Origin of the sequence: Andreprevotia lacus DSM 23236 (assembly GCF_900176275.1) — a bacterium.
Taxonomy (GTDB): domain Bacteria; phylum Pseudomonadota; class Gammaproteobacteria; order Burkholderiales; family Chitinibacteraceae; genus Andreprevotia; species Andreprevotia lacus.
Window position 1 is genome coordinate 21,874 of the sequence record NZ_FWXD01000035.1, and the last position, 14,783, is coordinate 36,656.

Sequence of the window (14,783 nt, forward strand, 5' to 3'; positions counted from 1 at the left end):
GTAATGTGCCCGAAGGCGTCGGGCGCCTGGATGCTGTTGCAGCATGCCGCAGCCTGCAGCGCCGGGCAAGAGCGCGGGCCTTTCGCGGGCTTGAATGGATGATTGCTGCTTTGTACGGAATTCGCCCATTTTGATTGATAAAAACTATCAAATTGTTTGTAAAAATTGACTTGATTGATCGTTTTGCCTCTCCTACGCTGGTACAGCCTATCCACTGTGGACATCCTCAGGAGATTGCCATGTCCAATGAAGCCAAGTGTCCGTTCTCGGGCGGTGACTACAAGCCCGTCAATGCGACAGCCGGTGCCAAGGGCAACCGGGACTGGTGGCCCAGCCAGCTCAATCTGGCCATCCTGCACCAGCACACGCCGCAGGCGAACCCGCTGGGCGGCGAGTTCGACTACGCCGCCGCGTTCAAAACACTCGATCTGGATGCAGTCGTCAAAGACCTGCATGCCTTGATGACCGATTCGCAAGACTGGTGGCCGGCCGACTATGGCCACTATGGCCCGCTGTTCATCCGCATGGCCTGGCACGCCGCCGGCACCTATCGCATTGCCGACGGGCGCGGCGGGGCAGGCTCGGGCGCGCAGCGCTTTGCGCCGCTCAACAGCTGGCCGGACAACGGCAACCTCGACAAGGCCCGCCGCCTGCTGTGGCCCATCAAGCAGAAATACGGCAACAAGCTGTCGTGGGCCGACTTGCTCATCCTCACCGGCAACGTCGCGCTTGAATCCATGGGCTTCAAGACCTTTGGTTTTGGCGGTGGCCGCGTGGACATCTGGGAGCCGGAAACCGATACCTACTGGGGGCCGGAGGCCGAATGGCTGGCCACCAGCGACAAACCGCACAGCCGCTACAGCGGCGACCGCAACCTGGCCAACCCGCTGGGCGCGGTGCAAATGGGCCTGATCTATGTGAACCCGGAAGGCCCGGACGGCAACCCTGATCCACTCGCCTCGGCGCGTGATATCCGCGAAACCTTCGGCCGCATGGCCATGAACGACGAAGAAACCGTGGCGCTGGTGGCCGGTGGCCACACCTTCGGCAAGGCGCACGGCGCGGGCGACCCCACCCTGGTCGGCCCCGAACCGGAAGCCGCCGACATCGCCGAGCAAGGCCTGGGCTGGAAGAACGCGCTGGGCAGCGGCAAGGGCGTGCACACCACCACCAGCGGCATCGAAGGCGCCTGGACCGCCACCCCCACCCAGTGGGACAACAGCTATCTCGAAACCCTGTTCGGCTACGAATGGGAACTGACCAAGAGCCCGGCTGGCGCCAAGCAATGGACGCCCAAGGGCGGTGCCGCCGCCGGCACCGTGCCAGACGCGCACGACCCCGCCAAGCGCCACGCCCCGATGATGACCACCGCCGACCTCGCCATGCGCGCAGACCCGGCGTATGAAAAGATCGCCCGCCGCTTCAAGGACAACCCGGCCGAGCTGGCCGATGCCTTTGCCCGCGCCTGGTACAAGCTCACCCACCGCGACATGGGCCCGGTGGCGCGCTACCTCGGCCCGCTGGTGCCCAAGGAAGCGCTGATCTGGCAAGACCCGTTGCCGCCAGCCCCCGCACCACTGGCCGCCGCCGATGTGGCCGCACTCAAGGCCAAGGTGCTGGCATCCGGCCTGACCGCCGCGCAGCTGGTCGCCACCGCCTGGGCATCGGCCGCCACCTTCCGCGGCAGCGACAAGCGCGGCGGCGCCAACGGCGCCCGCATCCGTCTGGCGCCGCAAAAAGACTGGGCGGTAAATCAGCCGGCCGAGCTGGCCAAGGTGCTGGCCAAGCTCGGCGCCATCCAGCAGGAATTCAACGCGGGCGGCAAGCAGGTATCACTGGCCGACCTGATCGTGCTGGCCGGCAATGCCGGGGTGGAGGCCGCCGCCAAGGCGGGCGGGCATGACGTCAGCGTGCCTTTCCACGGTGGCCGCAGCGATGCCACGCAGGCGCAGACCGATGTTGAATCGTTCGCGGTGCTGGAGCCACAGGCCGACGGCTTCCGCAACTACGCCTGCAGCGGCGTGGAAGACCTCGCCCCCGCCGCGCTGATCGACAAGGCGCAGCTGCTCAAACTCAGCGCCCCCGAGCTCACCGCGCTGATCGGCGGCCTGCGCGCCATCAACATCAACACCGGCGGCAGCAGCCACGGCGTGCTGACCAAGCGCCCCGGCACGCTCAGCAATGATTTCTTCGTCAACTTGCTGGACATGGACACCACCTGGCAACGCACCGCCACCCCCGGCCTGCTGGAAGGCCACAGCCGCCACGGCGGCGCGCTGAAGTGGACCGCCACCACGGTCGATCTGGTATTCGGCTCCAACGCGCAACTGCGCGCCATTGCCGAGGTTTACGCCAGCAGCGATGGTGCAGGCCGCTTTGTGCAGGACTTTGTGGCAGCCTGGGCCAAGGTGATGGAGCTGGATCGGTTTGATTTGGGGTGAGGGTTGTTGATGTGAGTTCGTAAAAAAGCGGGCCGGATGGCCCGCTTTTTTGTGTGCAGCTATGGCGACGTTATTTGTGGGCCTGTTTTTTTAATAAATAAGTAGCTACGTCTTGGATCTTATCCAGCTAGCCCCATAGCCCCGCTTTCCGGTACCAGCGCGTGCAAGCTGCTTCCAAGAAGAGGTACGCAATAAACGCGGGGATTGATAGCCAGGGATAAATCAGGCTTCCGGCAAACAGCGGTGCCACAAAAAGCCAGCACAATGCCTTGTAATGGAGAGGGAGTGCGTGGTAACGAATACCTTTCTCCGGGAATCGTCTGAAGTCGCGCCGGTTTGAAAAGGCGATCAGGATCAGCATGCCCGCATAGCTGGCAAGAAATAGCATTGGTCTTGGAATGTCTGCTAACGCAAATGTCATTGCTCTTTGGTGCTAAGGTGGCGGAACACTTCGCCAAGCTTAGCATGGCCCGGCCAAGGCCCCACCATGATATGAAGCGATGGCGGTATGCATGTTTCAACTGATGGTGGTGGTGTTGGCCGTCTCGCCGTTGCGTTCCATTGGCTGGTCGGTTTTGGCGCATCAGGCAGCGCCAGCAGCTTGGTGGTTCAGCGGAATTTCGGTTGGCATGCCTGCGCTGAGTGACTGCACGCACCCATACCAGCTTGCGCCCCTAAAAGAGCACGCGCTGCCTAGATTGTCCTGGACGAAAGCACAGCCGATAAATTCGCATTCGACGAATTTGCAATCTGGAAAACTGGTGCCCCTGAATGTGCAGTTTTCAAAGCGGCATTCGGAAAAAATACAGCAATTGAATATTCCCCAATAAATATCGAGGTTGTTAAAGCGGCATGAAAGAAAAGCCCCGCCAGCGCTCCCGCCCTCGGCGTCGAAATCTTGAATGACACAAAACCGGAAGATGATGTCTTCTTGAAGTCCATAGGAAAGTACCTGCCAGGCTTCTGTTACTTGCTCGGATTCAATCAGCATGGCCCCACTCCATTCCTGGGTGATTGATTGCTGGCTGCCACGGGGCGCGCCTCTGTCTCATTTAATCAAACACACCCCGCCACCGTTTTCCGCCTGCCCCCTGTCACCGCGCAGCTTTTGGCAGCGGCCGGTACTTGCAGCGTGGTGGTCTGGCGGGTTTTGGCGTAGCGGCACACCAGATAGAGCGCGGTGCCGCGTGCCTTGGCGCTTTGCTGGTAGTCGGGCAGGGCCCAGCGGATGGCGTTGTCGCTGTCGGGCATCAGGTCGGCCAGTTGGTCGGGCGGGCCTTCAAACAGGCTGGCGCTGGCCAGCGCGTGCGGCTTGCCGCCATCCTGCAGCGTGGGGGGGCATTGCACGCCGGCGGCGAGGGCGCTGCCGCACAGCAGTGCGGCCAGCAGCACGGCAGGTTTATTCAACCACATAGTAGTTGTCCCCGTTGTTTTCGACGCGGGGTGCCTTGCGGAACAGGATGATGCGCTCGTGCACCGGCTGCGGCACGGTGATCTTGTGGCCGGCCTGGTCGCGCTTGTGCGCTACCCATTGATCCAGCACGCGGATGCCGCTGGCGTCCTGGCCCAGATAGATGGCCACGTGCGAGCGGCCGTCGGTGTGGTTGCCGTAGTGGCCGTTGTCGTCAAAGGTGGCAATGGCGGTGCCGGGCTGCAGGTCCAGATTGCCCTTTACCAGCGTACCGCGCTGCCAGGCGGCGGTGTGCGGCATTTGCGCGGCCGCGCGGGCATAGGCCACGCATTGGCCGTTGCCGACTGATTCATCAACGAATTTGCGCGGGTTACCGGCGATATATGGCATGTGTTGTCCCCCTTTGTTTGCTTGCTGATTGCTTGCAATTTTAGCAGGGCTGATGTTGGCAAACAACGCAACAAAGCGTGACGAAGCGCATGAAAACAGCGCATGATGGGCACTTGTTTTGCCGTGAGCAGATCACCCGTGCCGCACTATCCAGACCTTGCCCCCTACGCGCCCGACCACCCCAACGCAGCCACGCTGCGTGCCGTGGGCTGGCTGGCGCAGGGGCAGGATTATCCGCAAGGCGCGGTGCCGGCCGCGTTTTACCGCAAGCTGGTCGAGCTGTGTGCGGCGCCGTGGCAACCCGCCGTGGCGGCCGGGGTGCAGCAGTGCGTGCTGTGCCAGGTTGATGGCCCGCACAGCGGTGGCGAGCTGTATGTGCCGCACGCCAACGAGGGGCTGATTTACATCGCGCCGGTCGCCATCGCCCATTACGTTGCCAGCCATTGGTATCTGCCGCCACCGGTCTTTGTGGCAGCCGTGCTGGCTTGCCCGCCCATGCGCTCGGTGGCGTATCACCGTGCCATGCTGGCCTGCGGCGGCAGGGGCTTGCTGCAGCCGGCCAGGGCATAGGCCACTGGGCTGTTGTGGCTGCGCAACCGGGTTTTGCTTGGGTTAGGTTTTGCTTATATTCTGCGCGGGGGCGTCGGGCTTGCTTGTCGTATCCCTGACAGAAAAATTTGTTTGCTGTGACAGGAAATGGCCAGTGCTCAACCCCGCTGATGCCCGCCGGGCATCGTCCATTGCAGTGACAGGCCGCTTGCGCCACGCCCGCGCCATGCTTGCCCGCCAAACGCTGCTGCGTGTGCTGGCTGGGTGGGCGGGGGCTGCGCTCTTGCTGGCCGGGTTGCTGCCGTCGGCACTGGCCGCCCCCACCGTGGTGCGCTTGAGCAATGGCGAATGGCCGCCCTTCATGAGTGCGGCGCGGCCGGGCGGTGGCGTGGTCACGCAGATCGTTACCGAGGCGTTTGCGCAGGAAGGCATCAAGGCCGAATACGAATACCTGCCGTGGAAGCGCGCACTGAGCGATGCCGCCAACGGCCGGCTGGCCGGCTCGGTGGGCTGGTCGCGCACGGCCGAGCGCGAGCCGCTGTTCTATTACAGCCAGCCCATCCTCGAAGCCCCCGAGCTGCTGTTCCACCTGAAAACCCAGGCGTTGCCATGGCGCACCATGGACGACCTCTACAAAAAAACCATCGGTGGCGGGCTGGGCTATTACTACGGCGACGAGTTCGAGAACGCCGAAAAAGCCGGCCGCATCCACGTCGAGCGCGTGGTGAACGACGAGCAGAACCTGCACAAACTGCTGGCCGGCCGCATCGACGCCGCCGTCATCAACGTGCACGTGGGCTACGATCTGCTGGCCACCCGCTTCAGCACTGCCGACGCCGCCCGCATCGTTGCCGACGGCCGCCCGGTGCGCGTGGGCCAATGGCACCTCATCCTGTCACGCAAACTGGCGGGCAACCAGCAACTGATGGCCAGCTTCAACCGTGGCCTGGCCAAGCTGCGCGGCTCGGGCCGGCTGGCGCAGTTGATGCGCGGGCTGGAGGAGGGGCGTTGATGGCTGCCTACCGGAAGACTGAATGATGCATCCGCCTTCCTTGGTCGTACATTTGGAGTCATCACTAGCCGAATACATCGCTGTTGAAGCGTCTGCACAGGATGTTGTTCTTGCCGGGTTGAGGTGGGAGGCGCCTTATTGGCCGGAGTTGGCCGTGGGTTGGCTGGAGCAAGGGCTGCCAATTGATGTAGAGATTGCCTCGTGCCTTGAATCCATCGTCGAGCGAACGAAGTGGCCCCAGCCGTTGCGGCACCGAGCTCAAGCACTGTTAACCGTGTGGCGTGCCAAACAAGATGCTGGCTACTTTCAGGTCGAGACCATCCTCGCCAACGGCGTGGTCGTTGGACGTAATGCTTACTCTGATATCCCTGTTGGCGCCACGTTCATATCTTTGCGCAAGACCAAGCTGGTTGGCGACCTTGGCAACTTCCAATCGATAGAGCTTGGCGAGATTGCACAGGTCGCACTTCAACTGGATAAGGTGAAGTGGTTTCATCGATTTATCGACATCGTACCAAGAGGGCACTCCGCAGGCCTTTATCTGTCAGGAACTGGCTTGGATGTGCTGGCGGACGCACTGAGGGGTTGCGAGAAAGGCGAGTACGTATCGTTGCACTTGCCCGAGACTTGTCGATGAAAGTGGCGGGCGGCCAATTGTGGCAAATGGGGACGTGCCAAATTCCGCTAGCGTTACCCCGTGTTATGTCTCGGTGTTGTCCCCCACATGATCGTCATGCCATTGCAGCAAGCGTGGCCTATGTTGAGCAGGCAGGGCACCGGCTGCCAGCGTCAAGGAGAACCCGCATGATCAGCAAAAACACCATCTGTCTGTGGTACGACGGCGCGGCGCTGGACGCCGCAACGTTTTACGCCAGCATCTTCCCCGATAGCGCGGTGGGCAGAGTGCTGCGCGCCCCCGGTGATTATCCGTCCGGCCAGCAGGGCGACGTACTGACGGTGGAATTCACCGTGCTCGGCATCCCTTGCCTGGGCCTGAATGGCGGCCCGGCATTCAAGCATTCCGAAGCGTTTTCCTTCCAGGTAGCGACCGACGATCAGGCCGAAACCGACCGGCTGTGGCAGGCCATCATCGACAACGGCGGCGAAGCCAGCGCCTGTGGCTGGTGCAAGGATCGTTGGGGGCTGTCCTGGCAGATCACCCCGCGCGCCCTCACCGCCGCCATCACCGACCCCGACCCGGCGGCCGCCAGGCGCGCGTTCGAGGCGATGATGGGGATGAGCAAGATTGATATCGCGCTGATTGAGGCGGCAAGGCGGGGGTAGGTAGCCCGCCTGCGGCAAGGCCGATCAGCGGGTGATCAGTGCTGCGGATAAGGCAGCCAGACGGGTACTTCCTGCCAGTTATCGGTGGTCAACTCGTAGACTTCCAGCACGCGTATGCCTTTGGCGCTGATCGCCTTGACCAGCCCGTAGTGGCGCCCCAGATAGTCACCGGGAAAGAGCCAGTGCAGATAACCGGCGGGGTCGCGCATCACCGCATAGGGCGCGCGCTTGCCGTGCATTTGAATGGTGACGATGCGCAGATCGGCCAGCTCGTACGCTTCCAGCGCCTGCTTCTCGCGTGTCGCGGCGGCTTCGCCCGTGAGCAGGGTGGCCAGCAATGCCAGGGCGACTATCCATCGCTGGCTGCTGTGCCACGGCAGATGCGGTGCAATCAGCTTGTGCATGACTTGCTCGGATGATGGGCCCAAGTCGAATGATAGAGCCGCCCACTGCCTCTGAAGTCCTGCCCACTGACCAGATGATCCAGACTGCGCGGGTCGGCCAGCCCTTGGCGGTATTCCACGTCGCTGATCACATAATAATTGCAGTGGCCTGCCGGGCCAACATCAAATGGAATGCCGATCAGGGGCCTGCCATTGCTGCGATCAATGGCGATCTCAAAAAATCCCACCGGGTTGAAGGCCATGATCTCGATCTGCACGGGCGGCTCCTGGTGGTGTGGATATCGTGGCGGGGCGATTCAGTCGTGACCTTGTATCAACGCCTCAATCTGCGCCCGCTTCTTGGCAAAGCTGCCAAAGATGCCCTCATCGGCATCGTAATCGGCCTGATGCTCGGCGACAAAGGCCACGGCGGCGCGTAGCTCGTGCCAGATGGGGGTGACGTCGCTGCGTTGCTCTCTGGCGCGGACGGCAATCAGGCCCAGGAAGCAGTCTGCTGCTGTGGCGTTGTCAATGTCGTCCGGGTTGGCGCGGGCCAGCACACTGTCGCGAAAGCCCAATACGTAATAGTGGAAGGCTTTGACCGGCATGAAGTGCAGCTCTTCAAACACTTCGATGGGGCTGGCGTCATAGCGCAAACGCATCTCGCTATTGCTGCGGCCAAAGTAGGTGCGGTAAGCAAAGCGGGATTCCACATCGGCTTTCCAGCCAGTCCAGTCCGCTTCATTGGGGATGGTGTCGTTCACCGGTTTGCTCGGGGCGCGGTGTAATGCCGGCATCGTTACCGCGCTGCGCAGGCGCGTCAACTTGCTTGGCGTGCTGTTGCTGCAAATGAAAAAACTGCAGCCGCCGCTGCCGTTGCGTGGCGGCGGCGTGCTGGGTGAAACGGCGTGCGTTCATGGCTTACTCCCAGACTTCGCGGTCTTGTTCGTGGCGTTCTTGCAGGCGCAGGCGTACTTCGCGGCGCTGTTGGGCCTGGGCTGCGGCGGTGGGGCGCTTGGCCGGCTTGCTGGCCGTGGGTGCGTGGCCGCGCCACGGGGTGTTGGCAAGGCGGGCGTGCTCGGCGCGTTGGCGGGTGGTGGTCATGCGTTCTCCTGAATACGGGTGGCAAGCAGGTACAGCGTGGCGCGCAGCCAGCGCGGCAGCGGGGCGTCGCCGGGGCTGGTCAGTGCGTGGCGGGCCTGTTGGTAGAGTGGCGTGTGCAGCAGCGCCGGTTGTTGCAGATACAGGCGCAGCAGCAACTGGCGGGCGCGGCCTTGGGTGGCCAGCGGCGCTTCAGCCGGTGTGCTGCGCGGTTTGATATGCAGGTGCAGAGGCATGCGATCTCCTTGATCAGGCCGTGCAGGGGCTACAATCTGGCGGTGGTGCGTGAGCCATTGCCCCCGCTGTGGCGATACCGGCTCGCTAGCTGTTGGCGCCCCAGGCGCTCAACAGCAAATAAGCCAGGCACAGCGCCAGATACAGTGCACCCCAGCCCAGTGCGGCCAGCGCGCTACGCATGGCGCACTGCCACGGCCAGCAGGTTGAGCCGGCCCCGGCGGATGGCCTTGCAGCCGCTGGCGGCCTCCAGCGCGGCGCGGCGGCGGGCGTTTTGTGCCAGGCCCGGCAGGATCAGCACATTGGTGATGCGCCAGCGGCGCGGTGTGGCGGCGCTCATGCGGCCAGCCCCACGTATACGCCGTGGCGATGGCGCGCCTCGGCCCATGCCTGCTGCTCCAGCTCGTCCTGCCAGTGCGGTGCCAGCACATCCCAGATATCGGCCTCGCCCACGCAGGCGGCGTGAATGGTGAGAGCCTCGGCCCGACGCAGGTGGGGCGCGGCCGCTTGATAGTCGTAATCGACCAGCAGGGTGAGCGGGCTGGCCGCATCGGCCAGCGTGGCGGCAAAGCGTTCCATCAGGCGATCTCCAGCGTGGTTTCCACCGCCAGCAATGCGCCGGCATCGGCATGGTCGGGCACGATCAGGCGACCGGCGCGCAGCAGGCCGGCCAGCTCGCGCAGCAAATCGGACTTCTGCATGGTCAGATTGTGTGCGGCCAGTTCGTAATCCATGGTTAGCAAAGACTGGCCGATCAGTTCGTCGTCCAGCGGGCAGGCGGTATGCATGGCAACCTCCAAAAAAATCCCCGGCACAAGACCGGGGTGAAGCTCGAGGATGAAGCAAGGTGCCGCAGGCACCGGTGATGCATGGCTGTGCATCCGGCAACAGACTGCGGGGCAATCTGCTGGCGGATGCCGACCCTGGCGGGCCGGCCCATCTGCGCACCACTCAGCCGCTGCGGCAGCCTCATCGGGGTGCCGCGCCCCGCCCATTGGCCGTATGCCGTGCCGGGCTGCAGACCCACGCTTGGTGTCCGTCCTGCGTTCCCGCTGTTGCGGTACTGGCCTCGGGGGGCTGGCGTGAACCGGGGTAGGTGCTGAGTGGTGCGTCGATATCGTTATATTAACTAAAGTTAGTTAATTTGTCAAGTATTTTGATATCTTTGGTTTGTGCTTTGGTTGATTTTGTGACGGGCCATGCCGAAGCTATCGTCGCAAAGTTCGCGGCGGGGCCGAACTGCGATGAATCGTGTTGCCGATGCCACGGTGAACGAATAGAAGGGCACGAAGTGCGCCGGGGGCCGAACGGAGAATGGGCGCGTGGTGAGGCGGGGGCAGAGAGCCTGGTGGGCCTAGCAGCGTAGAAGGGGCTGTCTATCAGGCTGTCACGATGGCCCAAGCGCCTGTTTGAAAAATGCAAAAACCCGGCCAGGCCGGGTTCTTGCGTGCCATGGAGAGTGGCATGGGGCAGGACTGATGATGTTGCTTAGCGCGAACCGACGAAGATCAGCGCCATGCTGCGATCCGGCAGCTGCGCGCCACCGTACAAACGCTTGGTGGCCGAGTCGAAGTAACCCAGGCCCTGCAAGGTCGAGGTACCCAGCAGGCAATTGCCGCCGCCAAAAGTGACGGTCAGGTTGTAGGCATTGCCTTTGGCCAGCGGGCTGGCTGTGCCGCTGAATGCGCAGCCACTGCTAAGGCCGAGGCCGGAAACCTTGCCATCTGTGCCAACGGTGACGCGGATGCTTTCGCCGCCGCCCGACACAATCGCACCCGTGCCAGTGTAAGTGCCAGCAACTGCAGCCAGGCTGGGCTGGGCGTCATATGCGCTGTTGTAGCTGGTGGACATCGTGACCGACTGATTGAGCGAAGGATAGGCGATAACGGCGCTCAGGCCGGATTTGCTGGTGTAGTTGCCGCTGACTGTTGCGCTTAGCACGGCATTGCCTTCAACGCTGTAGTCCTTGGCATTCGACGATGCCAGCGTACCGTTCGATGCACTGAGCTGGCCCTGGATGGCACCACCAATCACCGATGGGTTGTTTGCAACTGTGTACATCACCCAATAATTGCCATTCCCTTGCACCAAGCCAATCGCCACGCGGCCGTTATTGGTATTGCCAAACCAAAGCCCCTCTGCCGCAGAACCGGCCGGAACCGGTGTCGGAATCGGTGTCGGTGTCGGTGTTGGTGTTGGTGTTGGTGTGGGCCGCACATTACCGTTATCGCTGCTGCCACCGCCGCCACCGCAGGCGGCAAGAGCGAGTGCTGCTGCCGTCATGGCGGCTACGGTACGGACTAGGTAGGAACCGATTTGCATTATGTGTTTTCCCAAGGATGAGCGTTGAAGGCTGCGAACACAGCATCACTGCAAAATTGTATTCGTTAGCTGTCATATTTTGACATAATCGGGTATGTAATAAACAATATATACGTAGTTGTTTGCAAAAAAATTGCGAATTTTGGTGACTGAATGTAAGTAGTGTTGCTGAGAGGTGGGCATTGGCTAACTGCAGTGGCAGCTTGATATTTGCTTTACTTACGCAAACTACTGGTACTACCTTTGCCAAGCCATTTGCATTGGAGCGGGTGGCTCATTGACGCTGCGGGATCAGTTTGTAAATCTGCTGCTGGCTGCATCGGCCAATGGATGGATGCCGCGGTCTGGCTTGGCACTTGGTGCCAGCGCAAACGAGTTATGCTGATTTCTCCTTACAGGAAACCCCATGCCCAAAGGCTACTGGATCGTCCGCGTCGATATTGCCGACGCCGCCCAATACCAACACTACGTGGCTGCCAATGCCGCGCCGCTGGCCGAGTACGGCGGGCGCTTTCTGGCGCGCGGTGGCCAGTTCGAAAACCCCGAGGGCAGCACGCGCAGCCGCCACGCGCTGGTGGAGTTCCCCACCTATCAGGCCGCGCTGGACTGCTGGCACTCGCCCGCCTATCAGGCCGCCATCGCGCTGCGTGCGCCAGTATCGGCGCTGGATATGGTGATCATCGAAGGCTACGATGGGCTGCAACCGGGCCAGACGGCCCCCGCACAGCCATGAAATGAGTACCGGCACCGAACAGGAAACAACCCCCGCTACGCCAGAGATCACGCCGGTGCCGCCGTGGCAACGCCTGGCTTGCGGGGTGCTTGCCGCTGGCGCGGTGGTGTTGATCCCGGCGGTGATTTACATGGCGGTTGATCTGTTCAGCCATCCTGGCATGTATTCACCGTTCTGGCAGCGGTTGGTGCAGGTGATCGGGCTGGGCTACTCCGGCGTCTATGGCGCGTACAGGTTCGGCTACGTGGCCAAGCATGGTTACCCACCCAAGCGCTGGCGCTGAGCATGGTGGATGTAGCTGTGCCTGACCAGCTTCAGGAGCAAGGACGTGGCCTACGCGCAATACCTGCTGGATGAAACCGACGCTGCCGGACAGGCTGAGGCAGCGCAAGCCGTGCATGCGTTGCTGCAGTCGCTGGGCGAGGCCGAAGCCGCCTGGCATGCCACGCAGGGCAGTGCGCGGCCCGTGCAGTTTTTTGTGATCCCAGGGTTGTACCGTGGCCCAACAGCCGCAGCCACGGCGTCGTTGATCGTGTTGCCGCCCAAAAGCCCGCTCTACAGCCTGCCCCGCACGGTGTTGCGCGATGCGCTGGCAGATCAGGTAGCGATCACCGTACGCTTGAGCTACCTGCCACCGGGCCAGTCCCGCACCGTGCCCGTCTGGGCCGGCAGCACCGCCGCGCTGGTGCTGCACGGTTTGCTGGACGAGGCCGGGCTGCTACCCGACCGCAGCCGCCAGGATCCGGCCAGTTTCGCGCTGGCCCGGCTGCTGGCGCCGCTCTGCGCCGTGCTGGACAGCCAAGATGTGCGCATCGTCATCGGCCGCCGCCGCATGCAACGCCTGCTGCGTGCGGCCAAACGGCGTCTGGCATCGACGCCGGACGGGCGCGCCATCTTCGATCTGCTCGCCCCGTATGGCGTGCGCAGCGGCCCGCTTTGGCAGCGCGGCTTGCGCGCGTTGCAGAACCAATTGAGGAAGAAACAACCATGATCGATCGCTGGCTGCGCCGCCCCTGGCTGTTGCTTGCCCTGCTGGCCGGGCTGGGCTCCGCCGTGCTGCAATGGATGCTGTTGGGCAGCATGCAGTGGAGCAACACGCAAATCTGCATTGGGCTGTTCTTTCCACCACTGTTGGGCACCTTGCTAGGCCGCCAACTGGCCCCGCAGCGCTGGAACGGCTTTTTCCAGTTAGCCTGGCTATGCTGGGGCGGCAGTGGCTTGCTGTTCCGCTTTGCTTACTTGCAGGCAGCCGCGCTGCTGTTTGCGCTGGCCAGCCTGTTTCTGGCGCAATCACTATCGATGGCCGCGCGTTTGCCAGCAGATGATATGAGTTAGGTCATGCCAAGCAATTCCACTTCCGATTTCAATTTCCCCGCAGAGGCCATGCTCCGGCTCGATGCCGCCGTCGGCAGTCTGACGGTGGACGAGTTGTATTTCGCCGCCGGTACGCGGCTGGATGCACTCGGCCCGCGCTTTCAGGTGAGTGCCCCGCAGCAGGTTTGCGTTGAACAGCGCGAAGTCAGTTGCTGCTTTGCGCGTATGCGCTTCAGCGAACAAGGCCAGCCACGCACCCTGTGCTTGCGCTTTGACGATGGCGTGCTGACCGGTGGCAGCATCTCGCTTGACGACGCCGACATCGCCTTTGTCGATTGGGACAGCTACGACAGCGACAAGGCCTACGCAAGGCATGCCGCCTGGCTGCAGCGCCAGCTAGGGGATATCGATATCGCTTATCAGCGCTACCCATGGGGCAATGCCGGGGTGGGGCGCAGCAAAAGTGAGGATGTATTCATCTACTTCCACTTCGGCGCTGACTGAGGCTCCTGCATTCACACTAGGAAGTCGGTCATCACGCAGACCAGCGTGCCATCGGCCGCATGGCCAAAAAAGGATGGGTAGCAGCCATCGCCCCAGCCGCTGCTGAAGCACATTACGTTGTCTGGGCGCTGCGGATCGGGCCGCAGGTCAACCCAGCAATGCGTATCCCGGTAATTGGCCTGCATGGCATCAATCATCTGCTCAAAGTAATCGCTATCGGCTTGCATGCAAGCCGCCAGCAGCACGGATGCCCTGAGGTCCATGAAGCAACCCGTGCCGGCATCGACGCCATAGCCATAAAACTCATCTTCGCCCATCTCCCCGTCGGGCTGGTCTGGCGTGCTGGCCATTACCCAACGGCTAACCGGCGCGTTGGCAAACACCACACGTGCATAAGCCATGCGCTCGTCGCCGTTGGCCAGACAGGCTACGGCGACCTGCACCGGCCAATCGCCGATCGGCACCTGCTGGGTGAACGCCGGCGGATCAGGACATACAAGCGGATCACTCGCACAGAGCTGGCCGCTGGCCAGGTGCAGCAGACCGGTGTCGATGACCCGAAAGCCTGAAATGTCGCTGCCAGGCGCAAAGGTGATGCCGTCGAAGGCGCTGTTGAAGCGCTCAAGCTCGGGTTGATAGGGCATGCGTCAGTCCTTGTAGGCGTTGTGTATGGGCAGGCTGCCCGTATTGGGATGCACAATCCCTAAGTCGTATCGCTTGCAGGATCAGTACGGTTCATTGAGGGATCTTGCCCGCTGGCACCGCCAACTGTAGTGGTCAACAAATCCTGGACAGTGATTTGAGTTGCTGTTCTCGTACTGCCGGTGGCAAGCCCCCATTGGCCGCATGTGGGCGCTGCCGGTTGTAGTACCCCATCAGATATGCACCAATGTCCTGCTTGGCCTGTGTAAACGACAAGTACCCCAGCTCCGGGAGCCATTCTGTTTTCAAGCTGCGGAATAGCCGCTCCATCGGCGCATTGTCCCAACAGTTGCCGCGTCGGCTCATGCTCTGACTCATCCGGTAACGCCACAGCCGTTGCCGGAACAACCTGCTGCCGTACTGGCAGCCCTGATCACTGTGAAACAGCACGCCCACCGGTTGC

Annotated in this window: 26 protein-coding genes; 10 read left to right on the forward strand and 16 right to left on the reverse strand. The window is 62.3% G+C overall.

Annotated features, from left to right (window positions below):
• The first annotated feature begins 239 nt into the window (after nucleotides 1-239).
• Nucleotides 240-2,441, forward strand: coding sequence for a catalase/peroxidase HPI (gene katG, locus B9A19_RS19265; protein WP_084092786.1), 2,202 nt, complete (start codon nucleotides 240-242; stop codon nucleotides 2,439-2,441).
• 127 nt (nucleotides 2,442-2,568) lie between these two features.
• On the opposite strand, the gene B9A19_RS19270 is transcribed toward katG, so the two are convergent.
• The 4 genes from B9A19_RS19270 to B9A19_RS19285 form a co-directional block, all read right to left on the reverse strand.
• The gene (locus B9A19_RS19270; protein WP_139798998.1) at nucleotides 2,569-2,802 is read right to left on the reverse strand and encodes a hypothetical protein; all 234 of its coding nucleotides are present in this window, start codon (nucleotides 2,800-2,802) and stop codon (nucleotides 2,569-2,571) included.
• Between the two features lie 222 nt (nucleotides 2,803-3,024).
• The gene (locus tag B9A19_RS19275; RefSeq protein ID WP_084092788.1) at nucleotides 3,025-3,432 is read right to left on the reverse strand and encodes a pentapeptide repeat-containing protein; all 408 of its coding nucleotides are present in this window, start codon (nucleotides 3,430-3,432) and stop codon (nucleotides 3,025-3,027) included.
• Between the two features lie 65 nt (nucleotides 3,433-3,497).
• On the reverse strand, nucleotides 3,498-3,854 hold the full coding sequence (locus B9A19_RS19280; RefSeq protein ID WP_084092789.1) for an STY0301 family protein: 357 nt from the start codon (nucleotides 3,852-3,854) through the stop codon (nucleotides 3,498-3,500).
• Nucleotides 3,841-4,242, reverse strand: coding sequence for a BPSL0067 family protein (locus B9A19_RS19285; RefSeq protein WP_084092790.1), 402 nt, complete (start codon nucleotides 4,240-4,242; stop codon nucleotides 3,841-3,843). Before B9A19_RS19285 ends, B9A19_RS19280 begins: the two co-directional genes overlap by 14 nt.
• Nucleotides 4,243-4,380: 138 nt before the next feature.
• Here B9A19_RS19285 and B9A19_RS19290 point away from each other — a divergent pair, with 138 nt between their 5' ends.
• The 4 genes from B9A19_RS19290 (at nucleotide 4,381) to B9A19_RS19305 (ending at nucleotide 7,087) form a co-directional block, all read left to right on the forward strand.
• Entirely contained in the window at nucleotides 4,381-4,812 is a 432-nt protein-coding gene (locus B9A19_RS19290; protein WP_139798999.1) for a DUF7919 family protein, read from the forward strand.
• Nucleotides 4,813-4,945: 133 nt separating this feature from the next.
• On the forward strand, nucleotides 4,946-5,803 hold the full coding sequence (locus B9A19_RS19295; RefSeq protein WP_139799000.1) for a substrate-binding periplasmic protein: 858 nt from the start codon (nucleotides 4,946-4,948) through the stop codon (nucleotides 5,801-5,803).
• Between the two features lie 22 nt (nucleotides 5,804-5,825).
• On the forward strand, nucleotides 5,826-6,440 hold the full coding sequence (locus B9A19_RS19300) for a hypothetical protein (protein ID WP_084092793.1): 615 nt from the start codon (nucleotides 5,826-5,828) through the stop codon (nucleotides 6,438-6,440).
• 167 nt (nucleotides 6,441-6,607) lie between these two features.
• Entirely contained in the window at nucleotides 6,608-7,087 is a 480-nt protein-coding gene (locus tag B9A19_RS19305) for a VOC family protein (RefSeq protein ID WP_084092794.1), read from the forward strand.
• A 35-nt stretch (nucleotides 7,088-7,122) separates the two neighbouring features.
• Here B9A19_RS19305 and B9A19_RS19310 read toward each other — a convergent pair whose 3' ends face one another.
• The 10 genes from B9A19_RS19310 to B9A19_RS19345 all read right to left on the reverse strand — a co-directional run bounded on the left by B9A19_RS19310 (nucleotide 7,123) and on the right by B9A19_RS19345 (nucleotide 11,127).
• A complete protein-coding gene (locus tag B9A19_RS19310) occupies nucleotides 7,123-7,491 on the reverse strand; it encodes a pilus assembly protein PilP (RefSeq protein ID WP_084092795.1) in 369 nt (122 codons plus the stop codon).
• Nucleotides 7,479-7,748, reverse strand: a complete 270-nt coding sequence (locus tag B9A19_RS19315) for a hypothetical protein (protein WP_084092796.1) — start codon at nucleotides 7,746-7,748, stop codon at nucleotides 7,479-7,481. Before B9A19_RS19315 ends, B9A19_RS19310 begins: the two co-directional genes overlap by 13 nt.
• Before the next feature lie 39 nt (nucleotides 7,749-7,787).
• Nucleotides 7,788-8,234 carry a hypothetical protein gene (locus B9A19_RS19320; protein ID WP_084092797.1) on the reverse strand — a complete coding sequence of 149 codons (447 nt, stop codon included), beginning with the start codon at nucleotides 8,232-8,234 and terminating at the stop codon, nucleotides 7,788-7,790.
• The gene (locus tag B9A19_RS22685) at nucleotides 8,212-8,388 is read right to left on the reverse strand and encodes a hypothetical protein (protein WP_176217023.1); all 177 of its coding nucleotides are present in this window, start codon (nucleotides 8,386-8,388) and stop codon (nucleotides 8,212-8,214) included. The genes B9A19_RS19320 and B9A19_RS22685 overlap by 23 nt, the downstream gene beginning before the upstream one ends.
• Nucleotides 8,389-8,391: 3 nt before the next feature.
• Nucleotides 8,392-8,574 (reverse strand): hypothetical protein, encoded by a 183-nt coding sequence (locus B9A19_RS19325; RefSeq protein ID WP_084092798.1) that lies wholly within the window; start codon nucleotides 8,572-8,574, stop codon nucleotides 8,392-8,394.
• The gene (locus B9A19_RS19330) at nucleotides 8,571-8,807 is read right to left on the reverse strand and encodes a hypothetical protein (protein WP_084092799.1); all 237 of its coding nucleotides are present in this window, start codon (nucleotides 8,805-8,807) and stop codon (nucleotides 8,571-8,573) included. The genes B9A19_RS19325 and B9A19_RS19330 overlap by 4 nt, the downstream gene beginning before the upstream one ends.
• A 173-nt stretch (nucleotides 8,808-8,980) precedes the next feature.
• A complete protein-coding gene (locus B9A19_RS22690; RefSeq protein WP_176217024.1) occupies nucleotides 8,981-9,145 on the reverse strand; it encodes a hypothetical protein in 165 nt (54 codons plus the stop codon).
• The gene (locus tag B9A19_RS19335) at nucleotides 9,142-9,384 is read right to left on the reverse strand and encodes a hypothetical protein (RefSeq protein WP_084092800.1); all 243 of its coding nucleotides are present in this window, start codon (nucleotides 9,382-9,384) and stop codon (nucleotides 9,142-9,144) included. Before B9A19_RS19335 ends, B9A19_RS22690 begins: the two co-directional genes overlap by 4 nt.
• Entirely contained in the window at nucleotides 9,384-9,593 is a 210-nt protein-coding gene (locus B9A19_RS19340; protein WP_084092801.1) for a hypothetical protein, read from the reverse strand. Before B9A19_RS19340 ends, B9A19_RS19335 begins: the two co-directional genes overlap by 1 nt.
• A gap of 700 nt (nucleotides 9,594-10,293) precedes the next feature.
• Nucleotides 10,294-11,127 carry a hypothetical protein gene (locus B9A19_RS19345; RefSeq protein ID WP_176217025.1) on the reverse strand — a complete coding sequence of 278 codons (834 nt, stop codon included), beginning with the start codon at nucleotides 11,125-11,127 and terminating at the stop codon, nucleotides 10,294-10,296.
• A gap of 406 nt (nucleotides 11,128-11,533) precedes the next feature.
• On the opposite strand from B9A19_RS19345, the gene B9A19_RS19350 reads away from it, so the two are divergent.
• The 5 genes from B9A19_RS19350 to B9A19_RS19370 are packed head-to-tail and all read left to right on the forward strand — an operon-like array spanning nucleotide 11,534 to nucleotide 13,678.
• Complete coding sequence (locus B9A19_RS19350) at nucleotides 11,534-11,860, forward strand: DUF1330 domain-containing protein (RefSeq protein ID WP_084092803.1); 327 nt, start codon at nucleotides 11,534-11,536, stop codon at nucleotides 11,858-11,860.
• A gap of 1 nt (nucleotide 11,861) precedes the next feature.
• Entirely contained in the window at nucleotides 11,862-12,143 is a 282-nt protein-coding gene (locus B9A19_RS19355; protein ID WP_084092804.1) for a hypothetical protein, read from the forward strand.
• Nucleotides 12,144-12,188: 45 nt separating this feature from the next.
• Nucleotides 12,189-12,851 (forward strand): hypothetical protein, encoded by a 663-nt coding sequence (locus B9A19_RS19360; protein WP_084092805.1) that lies wholly within the window; start codon nucleotides 12,189-12,191, stop codon nucleotides 12,849-12,851.
• Nucleotides 12,848-13,195 carry a hypothetical protein gene (locus tag B9A19_RS19365; protein WP_084092806.1) on the forward strand — a complete coding sequence of 116 codons (348 nt, stop codon included), beginning with the start codon at nucleotides 12,848-12,850 and terminating at the stop codon, nucleotides 13,193-13,195. The genes B9A19_RS19360 and B9A19_RS19365 overlap by 4 nt, the downstream gene beginning before the upstream one ends.
• Before the next feature lie 3 nt (nucleotides 13,196-13,198).
• Nucleotides 13,199-13,678, forward strand: coding sequence for a hypothetical protein (locus B9A19_RS19370; protein ID WP_084092807.1), 480 nt, complete (start codon nucleotides 13,199-13,201; stop codon nucleotides 13,676-13,678).
• 11 nt (nucleotides 13,679-13,689) lie between these two features.
• On the opposite strand, the gene B9A19_RS19375 is transcribed toward B9A19_RS19370, so the two are convergent.
• On the reverse strand, nucleotides 13,690-14,322 hold the full coding sequence (locus tag B9A19_RS19375; protein WP_084092808.1) for a DUF4241 domain-containing protein: 633 nt from the start codon (nucleotides 14,320-14,322) through the stop codon (nucleotides 13,690-13,692).
• Nucleotides 14,323-14,455: 133 nt separating this feature from the next.
• Nucleotides 14,456-14,783 (reverse strand): integrase core domain-containing protein (locus B9A19_RS19380; RefSeq protein ID WP_139799003.1); only part of this gene is annotated, 328 nt, incomplete at its 5' end.

Bases quoted from the DNA above. Each gene is read 5' to 3' on its own strand.
- B9A19_RS19285 (WP_084092790.1), bottom strand. From the start codon at position 4,242: ATGCCATATATCGCCGGTAACCCGCGCAAATTCGTTGATGAATCAGTC.
- B9A19_RS19310 (WP_084092795.1), bottom strand. From the start codon at position 7,491: ATGCACAAGCTGATTGCACCGCATCTGCCGTGGCACAGCAGCCAGCGA.
- B9A19_RS19305 (WP_084092794.1), top strand. From the start codon at position 6,608: ATGATCAGCAAAAACACCATCTGTCTGTGGTACGACGGCGCGGCGCTG.
- B9A19_RS19280 (WP_084092789.1), bottom strand. From the start codon at position 3,854: ATGTGGTTGAATAAACCTGCCGTGCTGCTGGCCGCACTGCTGTGCGGC.
- B9A19_RS19275 (WP_084092788.1), bottom strand. From the start codon at position 3,432: ATGCTGATTGAATCCGAGCAAGTAACAGAAGCCTGGCAGGTACTTTCC.
- B9A19_RS19335 (WP_084092800.1), bottom strand. From the start codon at position 9,384: ATGGAACGCTTTGCCGCCACGCTGGCCGATGCGGCCAGCCCGCTCACC.
- B9A19_RS19375 (WP_084092808.1), bottom strand. From the start codon at position 14,322: ATGCCCTATCAACCCGAGCTTGAGCGCTTCAACAGCGCCTTCGACGGC.
- B9A19_RS22690 (WP_176217024.1), bottom strand. From the start codon at position 9,145: ATGAGCGCCGCCACACCGCGCCGCTGGCGCATCACCAATGTGCTGATC.
- katG (WP_084092786.1), top strand. From the start codon at position 240: ATGTCCAATGAAGCCAAGTGTCCGTTCTCGGGCGGTGACTACAAGCCC.
- B9A19_RS19355 (WP_084092804.1), top strand. From the start codon at position 11,862: ATGAGTACCGGCACCGAACAGGAAACAACCCCCGCTACGCCAGAGATC.
- B9A19_RS19340 (WP_084092801.1), bottom strand. From the start codon at position 9,593: ATGCATACCGCCTGCCCGCTGGACGACGAACTGATCGGCCAGTCTTTG.
- B9A19_RS19370 (WP_084092807.1), top strand. From the start codon at position 13,199: ATGCCAAGCAATTCCACTTCCGATTTCAATTTCCCCGCAGAGGCCATG.
- B9A19_RS19325 (WP_084092798.1), bottom strand. From the start codon at position 8,574: ATGACCACCACCCGCCAACGCGCCGAGCACGCCCGCCTTGCCAACACC.
- B9A19_RS19330 (WP_084092799.1), bottom strand. From the start codon at position 8,807: ATGCCTCTGCACCTGCATATCAAACCGCGCAGCACACCGGCTGAAGCG.
- B9A19_RS19300 (WP_084092793.1), top strand. From the start codon at position 5,826: ATGATGCATCCGCCTTCCTTGGTCGTACATTTGGAGTCATCACTAGCC.
- B9A19_RS19270 (WP_139798998.1), bottom strand. From the start codon at position 2,802: ATGCTGATCCTGATCGCCTTTTCAAACCGGCGCGACTTCAGACGATTC.
- B9A19_RS22685 (WP_176217023.1), bottom strand. From the start codon at position 8,388: ATGAACGCACGCCGTTTCACCCAGCACGCCGCCGCCACGCAACGGCAG.
- B9A19_RS19365 (WP_084092806.1), top strand. From the start codon at position 12,848: ATGATCGATCGCTGGCTGCGCCGCCCCTGGCTGTTGCTTGCCCTGCTG.
- B9A19_RS19350 (WP_084092803.1), top strand. From the start codon at position 11,534: ATGCCCAAAGGCTACTGGATCGTCCGCGTCGATATTGCCGACGCCGCC.
- B9A19_RS19345 (WP_176217025.1), bottom strand. From the start codon at position 11,127: ATGCAAATCGGTTCCTACCTAGTCCGTACCGTAGCCGCCATGACGGCA.